Origin of the sequence: Vineibacter terrae (assembly GCF_008039615.1) — a bacterium.
In the GTDB taxonomy this organism is placed as follows: Bacteria; Pseudomonadota; Alphaproteobacteria; order Reyranellales; family Reyranellaceae; genus Vineibacter; species Vineibacter terrae.
On record NZ_VDUZ01000045.1, the window covers coordinates 48,144 to 71,444 of the forward strand.

Sequence of the window (23,301 nt, forward strand, 5' to 3'; positions counted from 1 at the left end):
GGGGCTGTGGCGGCGCAACCGGCCGTCGAGCTGCATGAACGGGCACGTCACAGGGGGAGGACAATCGTCATGGCCTTGAAGCGTCATAATCCCAAGGGCGTTGCGCTGATGGGACGCTACAGCCACGCGGTCGAGCTGTCCCCGGGCCAGCGTGTCATTTACGCCTCCGGCCAGGTCGGCGTCGATTCCAAGGGCAAGATCGCGGCCGGAATCGAGAAGCAGTGCGACCTGGTGTGGAAGAATATCGGCGCCATCCTGCGCAGCGCCGGCATGACCTACGGCGACATCGTCAAGATCAACGGCTATCTCACCGATGCACGGTTCATCGGCGCCTACCGCTCCGTGCGCGACAAGTATGTCCATGATCCGATGCCGGCATCGACATTGGTGCTGGTGACCGGACTGGCCAGCCCCGACATGCTGGTCGAGGTCGAGGTCGTCGCGGCTCGGACCTGATACCTGACACCTTCATCAGTCGTCGCTTGAACGAACATGTAAATGAGTATATGCTCATTTGCATGATGCGCACGCTGCACGCCATTCCGGTGATCGACGTCCGTGACGGTGGGCCGGTGGCACATGCGCTTCGCCGCACGGCGCAGGCGCAAGCGGTGCGAGATGCTTCCCTGGGCTGGCTGCCGGCCGGCCGGTTCCTGGCGGGTGTCGGCGATCCCCTGGCGCGCTGGTGGCTGCGGCGATCAGGCTCCCCCTATGTCAGCGACATCGATGCCATCGCCGGTGCCGTGCGTGGGCGCGGCACGTGGCTGCTGCATGGCGCCTATCTGTTCGGCTGCACGGCGCTGGTCGATGGCGGCCGCGATGGGCCGCGCCTGCGCCGCACCTTGGACTGGCCGTTCCCGGGATTGGGCCGCCTGGCCGAGGTGGCGCACCTGGCAGGGAACGCGGGCGACTTCCTGAGCGTCACGTGGCCCGGGTTCACCGGCGTCCTGACCGCCGTGGCGCCCGGTCGCTTCGCGGCCGCGATCAACCAGGCGCCGATGCGGCGGCGCACGCGCGCCGCCAGGCTGCGCTGGATCGATTACGCCATCAATCCGGTCCGCGCGCTGACGCGTTGCCAGGGGCAGCCGCCCGACCACCTGCTGCGTCAGGCCTTCGAGACCTGCGCCACGTTCGATGCCGTCCGGCACCTGCTGCAGACGGCGCCGGTGGCGCGTCCCGTGCTGTTCACGCTCATCGGCCTGCGTCCGGGCGAGCACGTGGTGATCGAGCGCGACGAGACGACGGCGCGCACGATCGAGGGCGAGACGGCGGTGGCCAACGCCTGGCATGCGCCGCGGCGCGGTTGGGAGCCGCGCGTGTGTGGCGTCGGCGCGCCCGAAGAGAACAACCGGCGGCGCCGTGCGGCGATGGCGGCCTGGGTCGGCCGCGACGACGATGTCTTCGGCTGGGCCCGTCCGCCGGTGATCAACGCCTTCACGCGCCTGACGGTGGAGCTGTGCGCGGCCAGCGGCACGCTGCGCGCCGCCGGCTGGGAGGCCGACGGGAGCGGCAGCGCCCAGCGCGTGACCGACGTCCTGGCGCTCGGCCGGGGATGATCCCGTTGAGGCCGCCGCGTTCCCGCGGCGCGCCTGGTGGACACCTATGCCAGTCGCCGTCGCAGGAAGCGGCGCTCCGGCTCGCTGCGCGCCAGCTCGAAAGCGTGGTGGAACGCGGCATGCGCCTCCGCGTTGCGGCCGGCCCGGCGCAGCAGCTCACCACGTGTCGCATGCAGCAAGCGAAAGCCGCGCAGCGCCGGGTCGTTCTCGAGCTCGGCCAGCGCGCCAAGCCCGGCTTCGGGCCCACTGGCCATTGCCAGCGCCACGACCCGGTTCAGGCGGTGGACCGGCGACGGATTGGTGTCGACCAGCAGGTCGTAGTAGGCACGGATTGCGTTCCAGTTCGTGCTTTCGAAGCTTGATGCGATCGCGTGCTCGGCGGCAATGCCGGCCAGCAGATGATACTCCGACAGAAGCTGGCCGGCGGCTGCCTGCGTTATCGCCGCAAGGCCGCGCGCAATCAGGTCGCGATCCCATAGGGCGCGGTCCTGCTCGGCCAGCAGCAGCAGGTTGCCGTCGGCATCGGTGCGCGTGGCCAGCCGCGCCGCCTGGAACGCCAGCAGCGCATGCAGGGCCTGCGTTGCCGGCGTGCCGGTGATCGGGTGCCGCGCCATGCGTTCGGCCAGAGCCAGCATCTCGAGGCATATGTCGGCGCGCACCAGCTGGTCGCCGGCGGATGCGCTCCAGCCCTCGCTGAAGGCGAGGTAGATCGCGTCGAGCACCGTCGCCAGGCGGGCCGGCAACGCGTCGGGCGCCGGCATGTCCAGCGACAGGCCGTGGGCGCGGATGCGCTTCTTCGCGCGCACCAGCCACTGCGCCACGGTGGCCGGATCGCGCAGCAGGCCGGCAGCGATCTCGTCGACCGACAGGCCGCAGCCGGTCTTCAGCACCAGCGCCGTGCGCATGTCGGCCGACAGGTCCGGGTGGGCGCACATGAACAGCAGCCGCAGCTCGTCGTCGACCAGCTCGTCGGCGAAAGACGCATCGGCCGCTGCCGGCGCCTGCGCCAGGTCCAGCGCCAGCGCCGGCGCGTGCCTGGCCAGGGCGGCATCACGGCGCAGCGCATCGATGGTCAGGCGCCGCGCCACGGCATGCAGCCACGCCACCGGATCGTCGGGGATGCCGCGGAAGGGCCACACGCGCAGCGCCCGCGCCAGGGTCTCCTGGGCGATGTCCTCGGCGAGGCCGAGATGGCCCGGCCCCAGGTGGCGCGCCATCGTCGCGGTCAGGCGCCCGGCCTCGCGCCGGAACAGCCGCTCGACAAGGCCGGGCACGTCGCGGCTGGTGTCCGCGGCCGGGTCCATGACGCCTTACATCTCCTGGATCTGCCGCACCTCGATGGTGCCGCTGGCGCCGGGGCGCACATGCGGGCAGGTGCCGGCGATCGCCACGGCCGCGGCATAGTCCGCGGCCTCGATCAGGAAGTAGCCGCCGATCACTTCCTTGGTCTCGGTGTAGGGGCCGTCCTTGAGCACGACACCGCTGCCGTTGTGCCGCACGATCTTGCCGGCGTCGTCCATCAGCTTGTTGCTGTTGTGGAGCTGGTTGCGCGCGCGCAGCCCCTCCGCCCAGGCCCGGTACTCGCCGATGATGCGCTGGATCTCGGCCGGTGACAGGCTGCTGAAATCGCCCGGGTTGTCACGCAGCAGCAGCAGAAACTTGGCCATGTCGCCCTCCACTTGTGCGATGCGGCCGCGCCCGATCGGGGCGACCATAGCATGGACGGCGCAGCATCCGCGGAATCGACAGGGCTCGCCAGCGCCGGTTGTCGGCGGCCGGCGATTCGTGACCGTCATCCCGAGCGCAGCGAGGGATCTCCCGCAAATGGCGCACAGTGCGTCGCTCGCGGGAGATCCCTCGCTGCGCTCGGGATGACGGGTGTATCAGCGGCCAGCGATTCCAGGTACGCCCAACTTTCTGGGCGTCAGGCCATGCGCGGCCTCGGCATGGGCCGCCGCCAACGGCACGATGTCAAGCCGGCTCACGCGCGCTTGCGTGCCGCGGTGGTGCCGCCCTTGCGCAGGTGCGGCGCGAGGTATTGCCCGGTATGGCTTTCGGCCACCTTCACGATGTCCTCGGGCGGGCCCTCGGCCACGATCCGGCCGCCGCCGGCGCCGCCGTCCGGCCCGAGGTCGACGACCCAGTCGGCGGTCTTGATGACCTCGAGGTTATGCTCGATCACCAGCACGGTGTTGCCGGTCTCGACCAGGCGGTGCAGCACCTCGAGCAGCTTGCGCACGTCGTCGAAATGCAGGCCGGTGGTGGGTTCGTCGAGGATGTAGAGCGTGCGTCCGGTGGCGCGGCGCGACAGCTCCTTGCTGAGCTTCACGCGCTGCGCCTCGCCGCCCGACAGGGTGGTGGCCTGCTGGCCGATATGGATGTAGCCCAGGCCCACCTGCTGCAGGGTCAGCAGCTTGTCGCGGATCACCGGCACGGCCTTGAAGAACTCGACGCCCTCGTCGACGGTCAGCTCGAGCACGTCGGCGATCGATTTGCTCTTGAACAGGACCTCCAGGGTCTCGCGGTTGTAGCGCTTGCCCTTGCAGACGTCGCACTGGACGTAGACGTCGGGCAGGAAGTGCATCTCGATCTTGATCACGCCGTCGCCCTGGCAGGCCTCGCAGCGGCCGCCCTTGACGTTGAACGAGAACCGGCCGGGCTTGTAGCCGCGCGCCGTCGCTTCGGGCAGCTGCGCGAACCAGTCGCGGATGGGCGAGAAGGCGCCGGTGTAGGTGGCCGGGTTCGACCGCGGCGTGCGGCCGATCGGCGACTGGTCGATGTCGATCACCTTGTCGAGCAGCTCGATGCCGTCGATGCGGTCATGCGCGCCCGCCGTCTCGCGCGCACCGTTCAGCCGCTTGGCCAGTGCCTTGTAGAGCGTCTCGACGATCAGGGTCGACTTGCCGCTGCCCGACACGCCGGTGACGCAGATGAAGGTGCCCAGCGGAAAGCGCGCCGTGACGGACTGCAGGTTGTTTTCCTTGGCGCCCCGCACGACCAGCGCCCGCTTCATGTCGACGCGCCGCCTTGTGGCCGGCACCTCGACCTGCCGGAAGCCGGACAGGTACTGGCCGGTGAGGCTGGCCGGATTGCGCATCACCTCCTCGGGCGTGCCTTCCGCCACCACCCGGCCGCCATGCGCGCCTGCCGCCGGACCCATGTCCAAGACATGGTCGGCGGTGCGGATCGCGTCCTCGTCATGCTCGACCACGATCACGGTGTTGCCCAGGTCGCGCAGCCGCGTCAGCGTCTTGAGCAGCCGGTCGTTGTCGCGCTGGTGCAGGCCGATCGAGGGCTCGTCCAGGACATAGAGCACGCCCGTGAGGCCGGAGCCGATCTGCGACGCCAGCCGGATGCGCTGGCTTTCGCCGCCCGAGAGCGTGCCGGACGAGCGGTTGAGGTTGAGGTACGAGAGCCCGACATTGTTGAGGAAGCCCAGCCTCTCGTTGATCTCCTTCAGGATGCGGGCGGCGATCTCGCGCTGCTTGGCGGTGAGCTTCGTCGGCAGCGCCGCGAACCACTCGACGGCATCGGCGATGGAGAAGCGCGTGACGGCGCTGATATGCAGGCCGGCGATCTTCACCGCCAGCGCCTCGGGCCGCAGCCGCTCGCCGTGGCAGGCCTCGCATGGCTGCTCGTTCTGGAAGCGCTCCAGCTCCTCGCGGATCCACGACGAGTCGGTCTCCTTCCAGCGCCGCGCCAGGTTGGGGATCACGCCCTCGAAGGGCTTGGTGGTCTGGTACTGCCGGATGCCGTCATCGTAGCGCATGGTGACGGCGTCGCTGCCGGAGCCGTTGAGGATGCCCTCGCGCGCCTTGGCCGGCAGGTCGCGCCAGGGCGTCGTCATCTTGACCTTGTAGTGCTTCGCCAGGCTCTCCAGCGTCTGGGCGTAGTAGGGCGAATCGCTCCATGCCGCGATCGTGCCCTCGGCCATGGAGAGGCGGTCGTCGGGCACCACGAGATCGGCATCGAAGAACATCTTCACGCCCAGCCCGTCGCAGGCCGGGCAGGCGCCTTGCGGCGCGTTGAACGAGAACAGCCGCGGCTCGATCTCCTCGATCGTGAAGCCCGATATCGGACAGGCGAACTTGGCGGAGAACACCGTGCGCTCACCGCCGTCGGCGGTCTCGGCCACGGCCAGGCCGTCGGCCAGGTCGAGCGCGGTCTCCAGCGAATCGGCCAGCCGGTTGCCGAGATCGGCACGCACCACCACGCGGTCGACGACCACGTCGATGTCGTGCTTGAACTTCTTGTCAAGGGCGGGCGCGTCGTCGATCTCGTAGAGCTTGCCGTCGACCTTGACGCGCTGGAAGCCCTTCTTGCGCCACTCCAGCAGCTCCTTGCGGTACTCGCCCTTGCGGCCGCGAACCACCGGCGCCATCAGATAGAGCCGGGTGCCCTCCGGCATCGCCTTGATGCGGTCGACCATCTGCGACACGGTCTGGCTCTCGATCGGCAAGCCGGTGGCGGGCGAGTAGGGCACGCCGACGCGCGCGAACAGCAGGCGCAGATAGTCGTAGATCTCGGTGACCGTCCCGACCGTCGAGCGCGGGTTGCGCGACGTCGTCTTCTGCTCGATCGAGATCGCCGGCGACAGCCCCTCGATGGAATCAACGTCCGGCTTCTGCATCAGCTCGAGGAACTGGCGCGCATAGGCCGACAGGCTCTCGACATAGCGGCGCTGGCCCTCGGCGTAGATCGTGTCGAACGCCAGCGACGACTTGCCCGAGCCGGATAGCCCGGTGATCACGATCAGCTGGTCGCGCGGCAGGTCGACGTCGACATTCTTCAGATTGTGCTCGCGCGCGCCGCGCACGGAGATGAAGCGACTAGGCTCGGCGGCGGTGCGGAACGCTGTGACGGGCTTGGTCATGGGCGGTGGGATGGCTGGGCTGACGCTGAGGGCCGGCAATTATGGGTAAGCAGCGGCCGTGCCGCCACTGCTGTGTTCAGGTTTTGTATCCACAGTACCAATCCTGACTGACAGAATCTGTCAGGAGGGGGCCATTCGTTGACGGAACCATGACGCCAGCGCCTCCTCGTCCATTCGTCCGGCGGCCAGGTCCACGAACGCCAGCACAACCTCGGCCTCGGCCGCCTCGACGCCCAAGCCATTGCGGAGCAGGAATGTGGCGGCGGCGACGAAGGCCGTGCGCTTGTTGCCGTCGACGAACGGGTGGTTCCGCGCCAGTCCATAGGCGTAGGCTCCCGCCAGCGCCGCTGCGTCGGGTGAGCCGTAGGCGGCAAGGTTCACAGGCCGTGCCAGCGCTGACTCCGGCAAGGCAGCATCGCGCACGCCGGTGCCCCCGCCATGCTCGGCGACCTGCTCGGCGTGAATGGCCAGGATCGATCGGACGCTCAGCCATCGCCATGCCGCCTGCGTCACTTCGCCAGCTCGCGCAGGGCGTTGCGGTAGCGCCGCATGACCTTGCGCGCGGCGGCCATATCGGCCTCGAAGTCCGTGTCGTAGGGGGAGAGCTCGATGCCGTTGGGCGTTTCCGTGATGCACAGCGTGTCGCCCTTGGCCACGCGCAGGCGTGCCAGCGCCTCCTTGGGCAGCACCACGCCGACCGAATTCCCGACCGTCGTCACCTTGACCTTGAGCATTCGACCCTCCGGAGCATTATAACATTCATTATAACGCTTTGGGTGTCGGGGAAAATATCATCCGGCGGTCTGGGCGGCGGCGACCCGGGCCGTGGGCCGGTCGTCCATCAGCAGCTGCGCCGTGCCGGCGATCAGGCCGATCAGCACCGCCACCTTCCAGGCCAGGTCGTAGGAGCCCAGCAGGTCGAAGATGTAGCCACCGCCCCAGGCGCCGAGGAACGATCCGGTCTGGTGGCTGAGGAAGGCGACGCCGGTGAGCGTCGAGAGGTAGCGCAGGCCGAAGATCTGGGCCACCAGTCCGTTGACCAGCGGGATGACGCCCAGCCACAGCAGGCCCATGGCGGCGGCGAACAGCAGGGTGCTGACCGGCGTCGGCGGGAACATGAAATAGCTCGCCAGCGCCAGCGACCGCAGCAGATAGAGCGTGCCCAGCAGCAGGCGCTTGGGGTAGCGGTCGCCCAGCCAGCCGAAGCCCCAGGAGCTGATGATGTTGAAGCCGCCGATCAGCGCCAGCGCCCAGGCGCCGTAGGCCGGGTCCATGCCGCAGCTCGCGAGATAGGTCGGCAGGTGCGTGGTCAGGAACACCAGCTGCAGGCCGCAGACGAAATAGGCGCAGGCCATCACGACATAGCCGGGATGACGACCGGCCTCGGCCAGCGCGCCGCCGAACGTCAGGTCGCGGTCGCGGGCCGTGCTGTTGGGCAGCTTGTCGGCGCGGCTGCCGATAAGGGCCGCAGGGATCATCACCAGGGCCAGCGCCACGAAGGCGAAGAGGCCGACGCGCCAGCCATCGGCCTTCAGCAGGAACTGGGCCAGCGGCGCGGTGAGCAGGGCGCCGAGGGAGCCGGCCGCCGAGACGATGCCGAAAGCGAGCGTGCGGCGTGAGGGCACCACCACGCGGGCGGCGATGTTGGCGGTGATGCCCGACGATGTGCAGGATAGCGCCGCGCCGATCAGCACGCCGGCGCCGAGCACGATCATCGTCGCGTTCTGCGCCGTCGCCGTGAGCCACAGGCCGGCGATGTACATGATGCTGCCGGCGAGCGAGACCCAGCGCGTGCCGTAGCGATCGGCCAGCGCGCCCACGAAGGGCTGGGTGACGCCCCACGCCACCTGCTGGATCGAGACGGCAAGCGCGAAGTCGGACACGGCGATGCCCAGGCCCTGCGACGCCGGCGTCTGGAACAGGCCCAGGCTCTGCCGCATGCCCATGGCCAGCGTCATCATCAGGGCCGCGCCGCCCAGGATCAGGTCGGCTTCGCGCCGGCTGACCTGAGGGCTGTGGTAGGAGCCGGCGGTTGCCGTGAGGGACATGGGCAGGGCTCGTGCGCGCTCGAAATGAGCGCGAACTATAGGACCTGCCTGCGGCCGCGACATGGTGCAAAAAATCCGGGCAGCGATGCGCTGCGGATCGGCCGATAATACAACTTATGATAGATAGATTTTTATCTAAATTCTAATAAAAGTAGATGTCACGCCAGACTTTGGCGGAGCACTGATGAGCGTCAAAGCCACCTTATGTCAGGCGGCTCCGGATTTTGCCGATCCCGCACCGCTGCCTGGTGCGGATCGGCGTTCCGGCCACCGCCTGACACTTTTTCGGCTATGCCGCCTGCGCCGCGACACGCGCGGTGGGGCGGTCGTTCATCAGCAGCTGCGCGGTGCCCGCGATCAGGCCGATCAGCACCGCAACCTGCCAGGCGCGGTCGTAGGTGCCCAGCAGGTCATAGATCAGGCCGCCGCCCCAGGCGCCGAGGAACGATCCGACCTGGTGGCTGAAGAAGGCAATGCCGGTCAGCGTCGACAGGAAGCGGATGCCGAAGATCTCGGTCACCAGGCCGTTGACCAGCGGGATGACGCCCAGCCACAGCAGGCCCATGGCGGCGGCGAACACCAGCGTGCTGGCCTGGGTCACCGGCAGCGAGAAATAGCTCGCGATGAACAGCGAGCGCAGCACGTAGATCAGGCCCAGCAGCAGGCGCTTGGGATAGCGGTCGCCCAGCCAGCCGAAGAGCCACGAGCCCATCACGTTGAAGGCGCCGATCACCGCCAGCGCCTGCGCGCCGACCATCGGGTCAAGCCCGCAATTGGCAAGGAAGGTGGGCAGGTGCGACGTGATGAACACCAGCTGCAGGCCGCAGACGAAGAAGGCCAGCGCCATGACGACGTAGCCGTTGTGCCGCCAGGCCTCCTCGAGCGCACGGCCCAGGGTCAGGTCCTTGTCGCGCGATGTCGCGTTGGGCAGGCGATCGGCGCGGCCGCCGATGAACGCCGCCGGCAGCATCACCGCGGCCATGCCGATGAAGCCGGCCAGCGCCAGGCGCCAGCCGTGATGCTGCATCAAGGTCTGCGCGAAGGGCGATGCCACGAACGTGCCGATCGACCCGGCGGCGGAAACCAGCCCGAACGCCAGGCTGCGGCGCGTCGGCACGACCACGCGGGCGGCGATGTTGGCGGCGATGCTCGACGTGGTGCAGGAAAGCGCGATGCCCACCAGCAGGCCGGCGCCCAGGGTGATGGCGAGCGCATCCGTGGCGCCGGCCGTGAGCGCCAGTCCGGCGACGTAGAGCAGGCAGCCGCTCGACGCGATCCAGCGCGCGCCGTAGCGATCGACCAGGGCGCCCACGAAAGGCTGTGTGATGCCCCAGACGATGTTCTGCACGGCGATGGCGAACTGGAAATCGGCCGCCGTGATGCCAAGCTCGTGCATCACCGACGGCTGGAACAGGCCCAGGCTCTGGCGCATGCCCATCGCCAGGCTGAGCATGACGGCGGCGCCGCCGAGGATCGAGAGGCTCTGCGCGCGGCTGAGCGCCGCGGTGTGGAACGATGGGGCGGTCATGGATCGCATGGATGGAACGGGATGTGGCCGGCACACTACGCATCCCGCGGGCCGCTCAGGCATGCAAATGCCTCACATCCACATGAAAACCGCGCAACCGAAACGGCGCGGCGTGATCGCGCTCGCCATCCGTGCCTGCTGCGCGCGATGTGCGCGACGATGATCGTGATGAACAATCGTCCCCTGGCGATATTCCGGCGCGGTCGGCAGGCGGCGAGGCCGGCGGGTCGTCCCACAAATCGGTGGTTGCCCACAGGGCGGGTGCGCTAGGGTCGCCGCCGTGAGGTAGGAGCGGTCATTGCCGCTCCGGGAAAGCTGAAAGGAGCGTCCCATGGCCGGCAGCGTCAACAAGGTCATCCTGGTCGGAAATCTCGGCCGCGATCCCGAAATCAGGAACATGCCGAGCGGCGGGATGGTCGTGAACATGTCGGTCGCGACGTCCGAGAACTGGCGCGACAAGGCGACCGGCGAGCGCAAGGAGCGCACCGAGTGGCACCGGGTCGTGATCTTCAACGACAAGATCGGCGAGATAGCGCAGAAATATTTGCGCAAGGGCTCCAAGGTCTATGTTGAAGGGCAGCTTGCCACCCGCAAATGGACCGACAAGGACAACCAGGAGCGCTATACGACCGAGGTCGTGATCCCGCGTTTTGGTGGCACGCTCACCTTGCTCGACAGTCGCGGCGGTGATGCCGGCGGCGGCGGTGGTGGTGGCGACGACTACGGCGGCTATGGCGGCAACGGCAACGGCGGATCGGGCGGCATGAGCGGTGGCGGCGGTGGTGGCGGTGGCCGCGCGGCGCCGCGCGGCGGCGCCAGAAACGACCTCGACGACGACGTGCCGTTCTAGTCGTCCCCGACATGGCGGCCAAGCAATTGCCGACGCGCCATTTGTCATCCCGAGCGTAGCGAGGGATCTCCCGCGAATAGCGCACCGCGCGTCCTGCGCAGGAGATCCCTCGCTACGCTCGGGATGACGGGTGTGCCAGCGACCAGCAATGCCGGGCAGCGCTCGTGATGACGATCCTGACTTTCGAGTCCTAAACCGCCAGCCCCATCGTCCGCAGCGCGGTGATCGTGGCGGCGGGATCACGGTGGTGGATGGCGCGCATGCCCAGCCCCTCGGCGGCTTCGGCATTTATCCGGTTGTCGTCGATGAACACCGCGTCGGCCGGTGTGAAGCCGCAGCGCGCGAACAGCACCTGGAACAGGCGCGGGTCGGGCTTGACCAGCCGTTCCTCGCCCGACACGACGATATCGCGGAACAACGACAGGCAGGGCAGGCGCGGGCGGGTGCGCGCGAAGGTGTCGGCGGCCCAGTTGGTGAGCGCATAGAGTCGCATGCCGCCGGCGTGCAGGCGTTCGAGCAGCCCGACCATGGGCGCGATCTCGCCGCGGATGGTCTCGTCGAAGCGCTCGACATAGGCTGCGATCTCGGCCGCATGCTCGGGATGCCGGGTCAGCATGTCGGCGATCGCGGCCCGGGAATCGCCGTCGATGTCCAGCCTGAGGTAGAACGCGCTGTTGCAGATGTTGGCGAGGAACCAGTCCATGCGTGCGGCATCGTCGAACAGCTTGCGGAACAGGTAGCGGGGGTTCCAGTCGACGAGGACGCCGCCGAGATCGAACACGACGACAGATGGCGGTGTGGACGCTGGCGGTGGCACGCGATGGGCTCCAATCGGGGTGGTGCGATGTGCGCAACAGTACCGACGGATAATGTCCCAGTTTTGACATCTCGTCGTGGCGTTTGGCTGGCTCCCGCGCCGTGGCGGGCCGGCGGCAAATCTGGTGGGATGCATCCATGACTGCGACAGTCGCCGAAATTCTCGCCGACCTCTGGCAGGTTGCCGGCGGCCATGCCCGCGCGCTGGACGATGTTGTGCTGACGGGCGCCGAGCCGGCGCTGGCCTCGTCGTTCCGGGTCGGCGCTGCAGCCCAGGCCAGCATCGCGGCCGCGACCCTGGCGGCGGCCGAGCTGTGGCGCCTGCGCACCGGCCGGCGGCAGCGTGTGTCGGTCGACATGCGCCACGCCGCCGTCGAGTTCCGCAGCGAGCGCTACCTGCGGGTGGCCGGCCGGCCCGCGACCGAGCTGTGGGACAAGATCGCGGGCACCTACCGTTGCGCCGACGGGCGCTGGGTGCGGCTGCATACCAATTTTCCGCATCATCGCGACGGCGTGCTGGCGCTGCTCGGCTGCGCCTATGACCGGGCCGCCGTGGCGCAAGCCCTGGCCGGATGGCAGGCCGAGGCCTTCGAGCAGGCCGCCGCCGAGGCCGGGCTGGTTGTCGCGATGATGCGCAGCCCGGCCGAATGGGATGCCCATCCCCAGGGCCGCGCGCTGGCCGACCTGCCATTGATGCGGATCGAGAGGATCGGCGAGGCGCCCGCGCGCGATCTCGTCGGCGACCCCGGGCAGCCCCTGAGCGGCGTGCGCGTGCTCGATCTCACCCGCATCATTGCCGGGCCGGTGTGTGGCCGCACGCTCGCGGCCCACGGCGCCGACGTCCTGCTCATCAGCGGTCCGCATCTGCCGTCGGTCGAGCCGCTGGTGATCGACACCGGCCGCGGCAAGCGCGCCGCGCATATCGACCTGCGCACGCCCGACGGCAAGGATGCGCTGCGCGCCCTGGTCCGCGAGGCCGACGTGTTCGTGCAAGGCTACCGGCCGGGGGCCATCGCCGGCCATGGCTTCGATCCGGCCGCGCTGGCAGCCCTGCGGCCCGGTATCGTCTGCGTCACGCTCTCGGCCTATGGCGAGGCCGGGCCCTGGGCCGTGCGGCGCGGCTTCGATTCGCTGGTGCAGACCGCCAGCGGCATCAACCACGCGGAAGCCGAGGCCGCCGGCGTGACGGAACCCAGGCCGCTGCCGTGCCAGGCCTTGGACCATGCTTCGGGCTACCTGCTGGCCCTGGGCGCGATGATGGCGTTGCTGCGCCGCGCCCGCGAAGGCGGCAGCTGGCATGTTCGTGTGTCTTTGGCGCAGACCGGCCGGTGGCTGCGGCAGCTGGGACGGCTTGACGGCGGGCTCGCAGGACCGGATCCAGGGCTGGAGGACGTGCGCGATCTTCTCGAGGAGAGCGACAGCACGTTCGGCCGTCTGACCGCCGTGCGCCATGCCGGCCAGCTGTCGCGGACGCCGCCGGGCTGGCGGCGCCCGCCCGTGCCGCTGGGCGCGCATCCGCCCACATGGCAGGACACGTAGAACGCGAAATACATCCGAACTGCACGACTTCTGGCGCCAGGCCGGCGAGCGCTGCTGGAAGCGACCAGATTCGGCGCCGGCCCGGCGTCGGCAAAAACCGCGCTGCGTCGTCTGGCGGCGTCGAATTCTTAAGGTATTTCAAGTACTTATATTGCGCCAACCGAATCCGAATTCGTTTGCGTGCGGGCGTCTATTTGGTAGTGTTCGCCCGGCCCTTCCGATCCCGTATCGGGAGCCGAGCCGAGCGCTTCCAAAATTGCCCCCAAAACTCCCGTGCTGGCGCCACGGGACGATGACGAGAACTGATCCTGCGCCACGAGTACCCGCGTGACCGACGCCACTGAGCCACAACAACCGCTGCCCTCGCCCCCGCCGCCGGGCGACATCGCTCCCGTCACCATCGAAGAGGAGATGCGGCGCAGCTATCTCGATTACGCCATGAGCGTGATCGTGTCGCGCGCGCTGCCCGACGCCCGTGACGGGCTGAAGCCGGTGCAACGGCGCATCCTCTACGCCATGAAGGAGGGCGGCTACGATTCGACGAAGCCGTTCCGCAAATCGGCGCGCATCGTCGGCGACGTGATGGGTAAATACCATCCGCACGGCGACCAGCCGATCTATGACGCCATGGTGCGCATGGCGCAGGACTTCTCGGTGCGCGTGCCGCTGATCGACGGCCAGGGAAATTTCGGCTCGATGGACGGCGATCCGCCGGCGGCCATGCGCTACACCGAGGCGCGGCTGGCGCGCGTGGCCGAGACGATGCTCGACGACATCGACAAGGATACCGTCGACTTCCAGCCCAACTATGACGACCAGGACCGCGAGCCGACGGTCCTGCCGGCGCGATTCCCCAACCTGCTGGCCAACGGGGTGGGCGGCATCGCCGTCGGCATGGCGACCAACATCCCGCCGCATAACCTCGGCGAGCTGATCGACGCCTGCTGCGCCCTGATCGACGATCCCGTGGTCTCGTCACAGCGGCTGCAGGAGATCGTGCCGGGCCCCGACTTTCCGACCGGCGGCACGATCCTGGGTCGCAACGGCATCCGGTCCGCCTATGAGCTGGGGCGCGGCTCGATCGTGATGCAGGCGCGCACGCATATGGAGGAGCTGCGCGGCGGCCGCGAGGCCATCGTGGTCACCGAGGTGCCGTTCCAGGAGAACAAGGCCAAGCTGGTCGAGCGCATTGCCGAGGTGATGCGCGAGAAGCGGGTCGAGGGCATCGGCGAGCTGCGCGACGAAAGCGACCGCGACGGCGTGCGCGTCGTCATCGAGCTGCGTCGCGAGGCGATGGCCGACGTCGTGCTGAAGCAGCTTTTCCGCTTCACGCCCCTGCGCACCACGTTCGCCGTCAATGCCCTGGCGCTGGACGGTGGCCGGCCACGGGTGATGACCCTGCGCGAGCTGCTGCAGGCGTTCATCCGCTTCCGCGAGGATGTGATCACGCGGCGCACGCGCTTCCTGCTGGATGCCGCGCGCAACCGTGCCCATATCCTGGTCGGCCTCGCCATCGCCGTCGCCAACATCGACGAGGTGATCGAGACGATCCGCCGCTCGCCCGACCCGGCGACGGCGCGCGAGCGCCTGATGGCGCGCGGCTGGCCGGCGCAGGACGTGCGGGTGCTGATCGAGCTGATCGACGAGCCTGGCCACGGGGTCAGTCCCGAGGGCACCTACCGGCTGTCGGAAGCGCAGGCCCGCGCCATCCTCGACCTGCGCCTGCATCGCCTGACCGGACTGGAGCGCGACAAGATCGCCGAGGAGCTGCAGGCCGTCGCCGATGAGATCCGCAATTTCCTCGAGCTGCTGGCGTCGCGCGAGAAGCTCTACGCCCTGATGCGCGGCGAGCTGGTCGAGATCAAGGAGCGCTTCGCCACGCCGCGGCGCACCGAGATCCTCGACGACGAGCTCGAGACCGACATCGAGGAGCTGATCCAGCGCGAGGACATGGTCGTCACCGTCACGCATGGCGGCTACGTCAAGCGTGTGCCCGTGGCCGCCTATCGCGCCCAGCGCCGCGGCGGCAAGGGTCGTGCCGGCATGGCCACGCGCGACGACGATTTCGTGTCGACCGTGTTCGTGGCCAACACCCATACCCCGGTGCTGTTCTTCACCAGCCGCGGCATCGTGCACAAGCTCAAGGTCTGGCGCCTGCCGCTGGGTGCCCCGCAGGCGCGCGGCAAGGCGTTCGTGAACCTGCTGCCGCTGCAGGAAGGCGAGGCGATCTCGACCGTGATGCCGATGCCGGAGGACGAAGCCACCTGGTCATCGCTGCAGGTGATGTTCGCCACCGCGCGCGGCGGCGCACGCCGCAACGAGCTGTCGGACTTCGTCAGCGTCAACCAAGGCGGCAAGATCGCCATGAAGTTCGAAGGCGCCGACGAGGGCGACCGCCTGATCGCAGCCCAGGTCTGCACCGACGAGCAGGATGTGCTGCTGGCCACCCGGCTGGGCAAGGCGATCCGCTTCCCGGTATCGGCCGTGCGCGTCTTCGCCAGCCGCAACTCGACCGGCGTGCGCGGCATCGCGCTGGCCGAGGGCGACGAGGTGATCTCGATGACCTTGCTCGAGAGCGGCCGCGCCGCCACCGAGGAGCGTGATGCCTATCTGCGGCAGGCGCGATTGCTGCGCCAGCAGGAGAACGGCAACGGTGAGTCCGAGGCCGCCGCCGAGGAGGCGAACGGCGCGGCCAACGGCGCTGCCGAGGAAGGCGATTCGGCGCAGGTCACCCTGGCGCCGGAGCGCTTCGCCGAGCTGGCGGCACGCGAGGATTTTGTCCTGACCGTGGCCTCGACCGGGTTCGGCAAGCGCACCTCTGCCTACGAGTATCGTGTCACCGGCCGCGGCGGCAAAGGCGTCGACCTGATGAACCTGGCGGGCGGCGCCACCGTGGCGGCGGCGTTCCCGGTGGCGGCGCGCGACCAGATCATGGTGATGACCGATGGCGGCACCCTGATCCGCTGCCCGGTCGAGGGCATCCGCATCGCCGGCCGCAACACCCGCGGCGTGCGCATCGTCTCGGTGGCCGACGGCGAGAAGGTGGTGTCGGTGGCGCACATCGTCGACGACGCCGAGGCCGACGAGGCCACCGGGAAGTAGCCGGCTTTCCTCATCACCTCTCCCGCTTGCTGGAGAGGTCGACGCGCGCAGCGCGTCGGGTGAGGGGCCACGCACGAGGCGCCCCGTCCTTGGGCGCCCCGTCCTTGGACCCTCACCTTCCCATCGTGCTGCGCACGACGGGCCCCTTCCTCTCCCGCAAGCGGGAGAGGAGGTATTCAAACCCTGAGCGCCTCGCACTGCGCGCAGACGCGTGCCTTCATCTCGTCGAAGAAGGGCGGCGGATTGTGCTCCGGCCGCTGGTGGTACCAGCCGATCTGGGCCATGCCGCGCACCAGGCGGAACATCGGCAACAACGCCAGGACGTCATCGGAAATCGCCCGCACGCCGCGATAGCCCTGCAGGAACGCCGTCTCGATCGCATCGAAAGCCGGCGCCGTCTGGTGGTGGATCAGCGCCACCGCGATGTCGTAGAGATGCCAGCCGAACGCGGCATCGTCGAAATCGATGACCGTGAGGCGATCGCCGTCGACCAGGATGTTGCCCGGGTGCATGTCGGCGTGGATCAGGCTGTAGAGCGACGGCTGCTTGCCATGGCGGTCGAGCGCGCCGCGGACCCGCTCACGCGTGTCGAGCAGCAGGCGCCGCTCGCCGGCCGTCAGCAGGGCGTGATCCCAGAACGGTCCCCAGAACGGGGTATCGCCCATCAGGCCGTCGCGATCCAGCGCGTGCCGGTGGAACCCCGGCGGCGCCTGCCAGGCGCTCGCCTGGTTGTGCAGCGACGCCGTGATCGCGCCGAGCTGCTCGAAATAGCCCAGCAGCACGCCGTGGTCGGCGACCTCCTGCAGCACGTCCGATAGCAGCCGTCCCTCGGTCCATCGCAGCATCCCGGCATGACGGCGTTCGCCCGTGCCGTGGATGGCCACCGTCACATATTCGCGTCCGTCGCGGGTGGCGACGGGCGCGGGCACGGCGATGCCGGCGCCGGTCAGCGCCCGGACCCAGACCCGCTCGGCGTTCAGCTCGTCCAGGGTATGGTACCCGGGCCGATGCAGCCGCAGGACATAGGTGGCGCCATCGTCCCGGTCGGTGACCTGGAACGTGACGTTCTCGCGCACCGCGACGAGCCGCAGATCGGCGGACGCGATCGGGAACGCGTTCAGGGCCTCCCGCGCCGCGGCTCCGAACACCCGCTCGGCGTCGGCCTTATCCATCGATGTCGTCGAGTGTCGCGTCGAAGGCGTCGAGGAACTCTTCGGCGTGGCGCTGGCTGAACGTCAGCGGCGGGCGGATCTTCACGACGTTGCCGAAGGCGCCGGCGTTGCTGGTGAGGAAGCCCTTGTCCTTGATGCGGTTGACGATCTCGACCGTGCGTTCGCGGTCGGGCGAGCCATCGCCGGTCACGATCTCGATGCCGATGAACAAGCCGTGGCCGCGCACATCGCCGATCAGGGCGCAGCGGCCTTTGCGCTGGGTCAGCGCCGCCTTCAAGGCGGCGCCGACCGCGGCGACTTTCTCGCGCAGGCCTTCCCGCTCGATGACATCCAGCACCGCCATGCCGACCGCCGCCTGCAGCGGGCTGGAAGCGAATGTGTTGAAGTAGCGCGTCCGGGCACGGAACGTGTCGACCAGCGCCTTGCTGGCGGCGGTCGCTGCCAGCGGCAGGCCGTTGCCCATGGGCTTGCCGGTCACCACGATGTCGGGTGTGAAGCGCGTGACCTCGTAGCCCCACCAGCGTCCGGTGCGGCAATAGCCTGCCTGTACCTCGTCGGCGATGACCAGGCCGCCCGATGCGCGCACCATCTCCGCCGCGCGGGCCATGAAGCCGTCGGGAATGTCGGGCAGTCCTTCGTTGGCCAGGATCGAGCACACGATCAGGCCGGCAAGGCCGGCGCCGCTGCGCTCCAGGTGCTGGATCGCATCGCGCAGGCGGTCGAGGTAGGCCTCGCAGAGCTCGGCGTCGCTGGCGCCGGGCACGATGGGGCGCAGCTTCTCGGGAAAGGGGATCGCGCGCACATCGCCGCCGGCGGGCTGCTCGGCGCCCAGGCGCGTCAGCTTGCCGACGGCCTCGCTGTTGCCGTGGTAGGTGGCGTTGGTGCAGATGATGCCGCGCCGGCCGGTGGCCATGCGCGCCATGCGCAGGGCGACCTCGTTGGCCTCGGTGCCCGAGCAGGTGAAGATCACGCTCTGGATGCCGGCGGGATGCAGCCTGGTCAGGCGCTCGGCGAACGCCACGATGCCTTCGTGCAGGTATCGGCTATGGACGTTCAAGGTGCCTTGCTGGCGCACCATGGCCTCGACGACATGCGGGTGCGCGTGGCCGACGCACGGCACGTTGTTGTACATGTCGACGTAGCGGCGGCCGTCGGCATCGAACAGGTGCACGCCTTCGCCGCGCACGATGTGCAGCGGCTCGTTGTAGAAGAGCGGCGCGCCGGCGCCCAGCGCCTGCTCGCGGCGCGCCACAAGCGTGGTGCTGGTCATCGATCGCCTTTCATCTGTGGTCCGCCCCCGGTCCGCATCGGCATCTTGGTCAGGCCGCGACCGCCGGGCAAGCCGGGGATGCGCAGCCCGCGTCCGGCCATCGCATGGGAAGCTGCATCCTCGCTGTGCTGCGTCGCCGCAAGATGGATGACAGGCATGCGTCAATCCGGCTAGATTTCCATGACGCAACGCATCATGAACAGCCATTCAGGCGGCGTGGGGAAAAGCATATGGCAACCGAGCGTATCGGCGTCTATCCCGGCACCTTCGATCCGATCACCAGCGGCCACGAGGAGGTCGTGCGGCGGTCCATGCGGCTGGTCGACAAGCTGGTGCTGGCGCCGGCCATGAATGTCGGCAAAAGCCCCCTGTTCAGCCTCGAGGAACGGGTCGAGATGCTGCACGAGATCATTGCCGACCAGCCGGCCGACGTCGCCGCGCGCATCAGCGTCGTGCCGTTCAACACGCTGCTGGTGCATTTCGCGCGCTCGCAGCACGCCACCTGCATCATCCGCGGCCTGCGCGCCGTCTCGGATTTCGAGTACGAGATCCAGATGGCCAACATGAACGCGCGGATGGAGCCCGGTATCGAGACCATCTTCCTGATGGCCTCCGACCGGCACCAGTTCATCGCCTCGAGCCTGGTGAAGGACATCGCCAGGCTGGGCGGCGATATCTCCAAGTTCGTCTCACCCAAGGTCTACAATCGCCTGAAGGCCAAGTTCGCCGGCGTGAAGAGCGACAACTGAGAAGGGTGGGGCCCCTTGCGGCGGTTGACCACGCCGCGGGGCCACCCTATACCGCTGCCGCGCACGGGGCGGCTGCAGCCCTCTCGGCGAGCCCGTAGCTCAGCGGTAGAGCATCTGACTTTTAATCAGAGGGTCGAGGGTTCGATCCCCTCCGGGCTCACCAATTAAATCAAAGATTTACATCAAACTTCGGCGGAATATCCCGCTAGCTGGGTTTGGTCCTGGATTTGTCGGACCTGGGCCATGCTCGGCGATTGCTTGTGACGGGCACCTGCGTCATGCACGGAAATTTGACCCTTGGGGAGTGAGCCTTCGCGCGTTGGAGGGGACGACCGAATCACCGCACTGCCCTGATGGGCAAATGGCGGCCCAATCGGTGATCTTCGCGAACAAATCAGCGATGCCTAATCTAATTGCGTTTTTACTTTATCTAGGTGCGCGCCCACTGCTCTAAGCACGGCGGCTACGGTCGACCGACAACAGTGAACGACTACCAGTGCACCACTATGTTCACGCCACACGATGGCATCGTGAGCGACTACAAAATGGACAGCAACGGCTGCTGATTTCAGTTCAAGCGAAAGCGGGGCGTCGCATCCCTAGAACGGGACGTCATCATCGCGTTGAAACTCCGGACCTTCACCGAGCACCCGTCGCAACCATCTCCTTCCGACCAATTTCTCGACGTCGAAAGGATCAGGAGCCAGATCTTCAAGGATACGTTTCTTAGCCTTCTCCTCGGCCTCGTCGACATAACCTATATCGAGTTCGCTCTTCAGGCTGTACCCGATGTCCTCGCCGACCCATTCAGGAAGGCCGTGGATCAATCTCATAATCCCCTGCACTAAGACTCTGTATTGCTCGGGTTTGAGCCAGATGCTAATCCCTGCGCATAGTCGGATTGCCCAATCGTACTGGTGCGCAAGTCCAACCAAAATCCGATCCACGATCACTTTGGCATCGTCGGGGGTGGCGTAGGTGATCTGCTGACCCTCGAAGAAATGAGCCAAGTAGGTGTTGATCTCACTTTCGTCGCCCTTGAGGATCAATTCGGCGAGGGCGCTCATGACCTCTCGCTTTACTGCGGGTTGCGCCGTCGAAAACAGGCTGAAGTTCGCCGAACCAAGGGCGTTACGAAATTCCGCTGCTTGTCGCCCGGTGGCCTCTTGGAATGCTGCTTGGGCTTTGCCGAGCAGGTAGCGTCTGCGTTCGCCGGTGTGAAGCTTGCGTGTAAGGTGTTCGATCATTCGGACCGACGACGGGTCCTTGCGGAGTTTGGCGATCAATTGTTCTGCGGTAACCCCGAAGGATTTGCTGGCCCGATCGGTTAGTTCACCGCACACCATTTTCACGAGCGCAAGGCATATCTGACCGAGGTCACCGCTGACTTGCTCCTGCAGACGGAGCGATCGGCCGGGATGGATCAAGTTCCGGAACCCCCGCACCGCATGTGAGAGCTGCTCCGTGCGCTCCGACAGGATACCCTCTGCGCGCCCTGCCGAAATAAGATTTGCGAGATCCATTTTCAGGACGTCCTTGCCCGAACGCTTCGGATAGTCCGTCGCCGTCAAGTGATCTACGAGCATCGCTTCGATGATGCTGCCCGCCAACACGACGGCCGCCTTGTTGGCGCCGTGCTTCACCGCGATCTCCAACTCAGCGGCGTCCACATTGAGGTTCGCACGGAGATCATCGTCAGAGACGAGATCGAAGATAAATTCCGACATTTCTCGTGCCCCAAGGTCCATTGGCTTCTTGACACGCCATTACAGCATCGACGCCATAGGCTCAGTCGGGATAATCCGATGGCCGGTTCCATTCCTTTAAAAGAACTGACATGGGTACGATCCTTGACCGTCGATTGAGCGTTTTGTTCAGGCGCTTCAATCCGATCGCCATGAAGTCCTCGAGTATTACCCGGCATCGGAACCGGTCGTCTCATAGTACGCGCGATCATCAGGTGATCGAAAGTTCATGGCGTCGAACTGGTATCTGAGATCAACGGGTGCGATACTGCATTGCTCGATTGCTTCTGTGAAGGCACGATCGAGGCGGATACCCCTGAAGGCGTCGGCCATCAGTTGATCGACGCGGTGGGAGTAACGTCGAATATGCGCGACGAGAGGCCTGCCCGCTAAATCATATGGTGATCGCAGACAGATCACGGACTTCAAGAGTGCTTCTACTGCCATCCTGATCGACATAGGCCTTTGCTCGCCTGCTCTTGACCGCCTGGAAGTCCACTTGGTCGGAGTAGAAGGTGAACTTGTATCGACGGTGGACGTCGAATGCATCCTGGCGGTAGAAACTCGCGAGTTCGATGCGCATTGGATACGTGCGTCTCAGGGCGGTGCCTTACCCGCAGGAAGTCGTCATCAGGGGGCGTGTCGTTCATCGGGATCGAGCGGTGGATTGGAAGTTGACGCCGTTCTGCGTTCCTACTTGATGAGCAGCTTCTCCGTCGACAGGGCCGTGACAAAGGCCACTCTTGTGGCTGCGATATCACTATCCTTGCCTTTATCATTGACGTGGTGGAGGGTGGACTTGGCGCGCTGAAGTCGGGCCTTCAGATCCTCGTCTTCCTGATTGTCGATCTAGTCTGTCGCTTCCTCAACTCGACGAAATAGACTAACTCCTTCGCCCATTTCGACCCGGACAGGCCTTCGAACTAACCTCCGGGCGCATCCACTGACATGTCCAGGCCCTCCCTCGCGCTGGGCTCGGATCGTAACGAGTCGCGGGAAGTTTAAGGGTAATTTTCAGTCAAAAGTAGATTGATCGGCACGATAGTCGACATCCTAAGCGTCGACGAGGCATAGCGACAACGTTGCCTGTCGGTAGCGTGACGATGCGCTGAACCAATGCCGTGAACTTCTCGAAGGCAACGCGCTTTTCCTCAAGATAGTCGCGCGCCCGTGGCCTCTGAAGTCCCCAAGCTCATGACCCTGTTGCTTCGTGTGACTGCTTCTATTTCGGTTGTGGTAGCGGCATGATGCAGTAGCCGGAAATGGGCGCAATCGAGGACCAGGGTCTAGGTTGGAAGAGCAAGCATGGCACCGGCCATGGCGCGGATGCCATCACGGGCGGGCCGGAAGTCATCTGGTCGCAGACGCCGACCCGGTGGAGCAACCACTTCTTCGACAACCTGTTCAAGTATGAATGGGAGTTGACCAAGAGCCCGGCCGGCGCATGGCAGTGGCAGGCGAAAGGCGCGGAACCCGCGATTCCGGGTCCCTTCGATCCATCGAAGAAGCACGTGCCGACCATCCTCACCACCGATCTGTCGCTGCGCTTGGGCCCGGCCTATGAGCAGATATCGCGGCGCTTCCACCAGTACCCGGAGCAGTTCGCGGACGCCTTCGCCCGCGCCTGGTTCACAAGCTGACGCACCGCGGCATGGGGCCGATCGTGCGCTACCTCGGCCCCCTCGTGCCGAAGGAGACGCTGATCTGGCAGGATCCGATTCCGGCGGTCGACCATCCGCTGATCGACGACAAGGATGCCGCCGCGCTGAAGGAAAAGATCCTCGCCTCAGGCCTCTCGGTGCCGCAGCTCGTCTCGACCGCCTGGGCCTCGGCTTCGACCTTCCGCCGATCCGACAAGCGTGGCAGCGCCAACGGCGCACGTATCCGGCTCGCGCCGCAAAAGGACTGGGAAGTCAACCAGCCGGACTAGCCCAACTTTCCCAACTGGAGGGCTGAAACGGCAATTTTGAGGTTGGAAAGTGTGAAAACGCGAATCATTTCAAGGGGTGTCGGTCGGCGAGCGGCTGTAGTGAAGACCAAGTGCCTTTTATGC

The 23,301-nt window shown here is 67.0% G+C and carries 17 protein-coding genes, 1 tRNA gene and 1 pseudogene; 8 read left to right on the forward strand and 11 right to left on the reverse strand.

Annotation, left to right across the window (positions count from 1 at the left end; all coding sequences use genetic code 11):
- Positions 1 to 69 precede the first annotated feature (69 nt).
- Positions 70 to 456: a RidA family protein gene (locus tag FHP25_RS30750; RefSeq protein ID WP_147850817.1), complete on the forward strand. Its 387-nt coding sequence runs from the start codon at positions 70 to 72 to the stop codon at positions 454 to 456.
- A 62-nt stretch (positions 457 to 518) separates the two neighbouring features.
- Positions 519 to 1,556, forward strand: coding sequence for an Ntn hydrolase family protein (locus FHP25_RS30755; protein ID WP_147850818.1), 1,038 nt, complete (start codon positions 519 to 521; stop codon positions 1,554 to 1,556).
- Between the two features lie 44 nt (positions 1,557 to 1,600).
- Here the strand turns inward: FHP25_RS30755 and FHP25_RS30760 are convergent, their stop codons facing one another.
- The 7 genes from FHP25_RS30760 to FHP25_RS30790 form a co-directional block, all read right to left on the reverse strand.
- A complete protein-coding gene (locus tag FHP25_RS30760) occupies positions 1,601 to 2,860 on the reverse strand; it encodes an RNA polymerase sigma factor (protein WP_147850819.1) in 1,260 nt (419 codons plus the stop codon).
- A 6-nt stretch (positions 2,861 to 2,866) separates the two neighbouring features.
- Positions 2,867 to 3,223, reverse strand: a complete 357-nt coding sequence (locus tag FHP25_RS30765; RefSeq protein ID WP_178133907.1) for a YciI family protein — start codon at positions 3,221 to 3,223, stop codon at positions 2,867 to 2,869.
- A 314-nt stretch (positions 3,224 to 3,537) separates the two neighbouring features.
- The gene (uvrA, locus tag FHP25_RS30770; protein ID WP_147850821.1) at positions 3,538 to 6,429 is read right to left on the reverse strand and encodes an excinuclease ABC subunit UvrA; all 2,892 of its coding nucleotides are present in this window, start codon (positions 6,427 to 6,429) and stop codon (positions 3,538 to 3,540) included.
- A 120-nt stretch (positions 6,430 to 6,549) separates the two neighbouring features.
- A complete protein-coding gene (locus tag FHP25_RS30775) occupies positions 6,550 to 6,942 on the reverse strand; it encodes a type II toxin-antitoxin system death-on-curing family toxin (protein WP_147850822.1) in 393 nt (130 codons plus the stop codon).
- Positions 6,939 to 7,163, reverse strand: coding sequence for an AbrB/MazE/SpoVT family DNA-binding domain-containing protein (locus FHP25_RS30780; protein WP_147850823.1), 225 nt, complete (start codon positions 7,161 to 7,163; stop codon positions 6,939 to 6,941). Before FHP25_RS30780 ends, FHP25_RS30775 begins: the two co-directional genes overlap by 4 nt.
- A gap of 57 nt (positions 7,164 to 7,220) precedes the next feature.
- Positions 7,221 to 8,390, reverse strand: coding sequence for an MFS transporter (locus tag FHP25_RS30785; RefSeq protein WP_147850836.1), 1,170 nt, complete (start codon positions 8,388 to 8,390; stop codon positions 7,221 to 7,223).
- A gap of 376 nt (positions 8,391 to 8,766) precedes the next feature.
- Positions 8,767 to 10,005 (reverse strand): MFS transporter, encoded by a 1,239-nt coding sequence (locus tag FHP25_RS30790; protein WP_218578725.1) that lies wholly within the window; start codon positions 10,003 to 10,005, stop codon positions 8,767 to 8,769.
- Positions 10,006 to 10,336: 331 nt separating this feature from the next.
- On the opposite strand from FHP25_RS30790, the gene ssb reads away from it, so the two are divergent.
- Positions 10,337 to 10,855, forward strand: a complete 519-nt coding sequence (gene ssb / locus FHP25_RS30795) for a single-stranded DNA-binding protein (RefSeq protein ID WP_147850825.1) — start codon at positions 10,337 to 10,339, stop codon at positions 10,853 to 10,855.
- Between the two features lie 190 nt (positions 10,856 to 11,045).
- On the opposite strand, the gene FHP25_RS30800 is transcribed toward ssb, so the two are convergent.
- A complete protein-coding gene (locus FHP25_RS30800) occupies positions 11,046 to 11,672 on the reverse strand; it encodes an HAD family hydrolase (RefSeq protein WP_218578727.1) in 627 nt (208 codons plus the stop codon).
- A 137-nt stretch (positions 11,673 to 11,809) separates the two neighbouring features.
- On the opposite strand from FHP25_RS30800, the gene FHP25_RS30805 reads away from it, so the two are divergent.
- Both FHP25_RS30805 and gyrA read left to right on the forward strand, forming a co-directional pair.
- Complete coding sequence (locus FHP25_RS30805; RefSeq protein WP_147850827.1) at positions 11,810 to 13,210, forward strand: CoA transferase; 1,401 nt, start codon at positions 11,810 to 11,812, stop codon at positions 13,208 to 13,210.
- Positions 13,211 to 13,537: 327 nt separating this feature from the next.
- The gene (gyrA, locus tag FHP25_RS30810; RefSeq protein WP_231712540.1) at positions 13,538 to 16,312 is read left to right on the forward strand and encodes a DNA gyrase subunit A; all 2,775 of its coding nucleotides are present in this window, start codon (positions 13,538 to 13,540) and stop codon (positions 16,310 to 16,312) included.
- 176 nt (positions 16,313 to 16,488) lie between these two features.
- Here gyrA and FHP25_RS30815 read toward each other — a convergent pair whose 3' ends face one another.
- Together FHP25_RS30815 and FHP25_RS30820 are read right to left on the reverse strand one after the other, a co-directional pair.
- The gene (locus tag FHP25_RS30815; RefSeq protein ID WP_147850828.1) at positions 16,489 to 17,484 is read right to left on the reverse strand and encodes a phosphotransferase enzyme family protein; all 996 of its coding nucleotides are present in this window, start codon (positions 17,482 to 17,484) and stop codon (positions 16,489 to 16,491) included.
- Positions 17,477 to 18,754: an aspartate aminotransferase family protein gene (locus FHP25_RS30820; protein WP_147850829.1), complete on the reverse strand. Its 1,278-nt coding sequence runs from the start codon at positions 18,752 to 18,754 to the stop codon at positions 17,477 to 17,479. Before FHP25_RS30820 ends, FHP25_RS30815 begins: the two co-directional genes overlap by 8 nt.
- Positions 18,755 to 18,984: 230 nt before the next feature.
- Here FHP25_RS30820 and coaD point away from each other — a divergent pair, with 230 nt between their 5' ends.
- Together coaD and FHP25_RS30830 are read left to right on the forward strand one after the other, a co-directional pair.
- Positions 18,985 to 19,503 carry a pantetheine-phosphate adenylyltransferase gene (gene coaD, locus FHP25_RS30825; RefSeq protein WP_147850830.1) on the forward strand — a complete coding sequence of 173 codons (519 nt, stop codon included), beginning with the start codon at positions 18,985 to 18,987 and terminating at the stop codon, positions 19,501 to 19,503.
- 88 nt (positions 19,504 to 19,591) lie between these two features.
- Positions 19,592 to 19,666 (forward strand) — tRNA-Lys (locus FHP25_RS30830).
- A gap of 436 nt (positions 19,667 to 20,102) precedes the next feature.
- On the opposite strand, the gene FHP25_RS30835 is transcribed toward FHP25_RS30830, so the two are convergent.
- Positions 20,103 to 21,230, reverse strand: a complete 1,128-nt coding sequence (locus FHP25_RS30835; protein WP_147850831.1) for a DUF4145 domain-containing protein — start codon at positions 21,228 to 21,230, stop codon at positions 20,103 to 20,105.
- 1,274 nt (positions 21,231 to 22,504) lie between these two features.
- Here FHP25_RS30835 and FHP25_RS30845 point away from each other — a divergent pair.
- Positions 22,505 to 23,172, forward strand: a pseudogene (locus tag FHP25_RS30845) (catalase/peroxidase HPI); the annotation flags it as partial.
- Positions 23,173 to 23,301: the final 129 nt, after the last annotated feature.

Bases quoted from the DNA above. Each gene is read 5' to 3' on its own strand.
- FHP25_RS30760 (WP_147850819.1), bottom strand. From the start codon at position 2,860: ATGGACCCGGCCGCGGACACCAGCCGCGACGTGCCCGGCCTTGTCGAG.
- FHP25_RS30835 (WP_147850831.1), bottom strand. From the start codon at position 21,230: ATGTCGGAATTTATCTTCGATCTCGTCTCTGACGATGATCTCCGTGCG.
- coaD (WP_147850830.1), top strand. From the start codon at position 18,985: ATGGCAACCGAGCGTATCGGCGTCTATCCCGGCACCTTCGATCCGATC.
- ssb (WP_147850825.1), top strand. From the start codon at position 10,337: ATGGCCGGCAGCGTCAACAAGGTCATCCTGGTCGGAAATCTCGGCCGC.
- FHP25_RS30815 (WP_147850828.1), bottom strand. From the start codon at position 17,484: ATGGATAAGGCCGACGCCGAGCGGGTGTTCGGAGCCGCGGCGCGGGAG.
- FHP25_RS30785 (WP_147850836.1), bottom strand. From the start codon at position 8,390: ATGATGACGCTGGCCATGGGCATGCGGCAGAGCCTGGGCCTGTTCCAG.
- FHP25_RS30805 (WP_147850827.1), top strand. From the start codon at position 11,810: ATGACTGCGACAGTCGCCGAAATTCTCGCCGACCTCTGGCAGGTTGCC.
- FHP25_RS30750 (WP_147850817.1), top strand. From the start codon at position 70: ATGGCCTTGAAGCGTCATAATCCCAAGGGCGTTGCGCTGATGGGACGC.
- FHP25_RS30755 (WP_147850818.1), top strand. From the start codon at position 519: ATGATGCGCACGCTGCACGCCATTCCGGTGATCGACGTCCGTGACGGT.
- uvrA (WP_147850821.1), bottom strand. From the start codon at position 6,429: ATGACCAAGCCCGTCACAGCGTTCCGCACCGCCGCCGAGCCTAGTCGC.
- FHP25_RS30790 (WP_218578725.1), bottom strand. From the start codon at position 10,005: ATGACCGCCCCATCGTTCCACACCGCGGCGCTCAGCCGCGCGCAGAGC.
- FHP25_RS30780 (WP_147850823.1), bottom strand. From the start codon at position 7,163: ATGCTCAAGGTCAAGGTGACGACGGTCGGGAATTCGGTCGGCGTGGTG.
- FHP25_RS30765 (WP_178133907.1), bottom strand. From the start codon at position 3,223: ATGGCCAAGTTTCTGCTGCTGCTGCGTGACAACCCGGGCGATTTCAGC.
- FHP25_RS30820 (WP_147850829.1), bottom strand. From the start codon at position 18,754: ATGACCAGCACCACGCTTGTGGCGCGCCGCGAGCAGGCGCTGGGCGCC.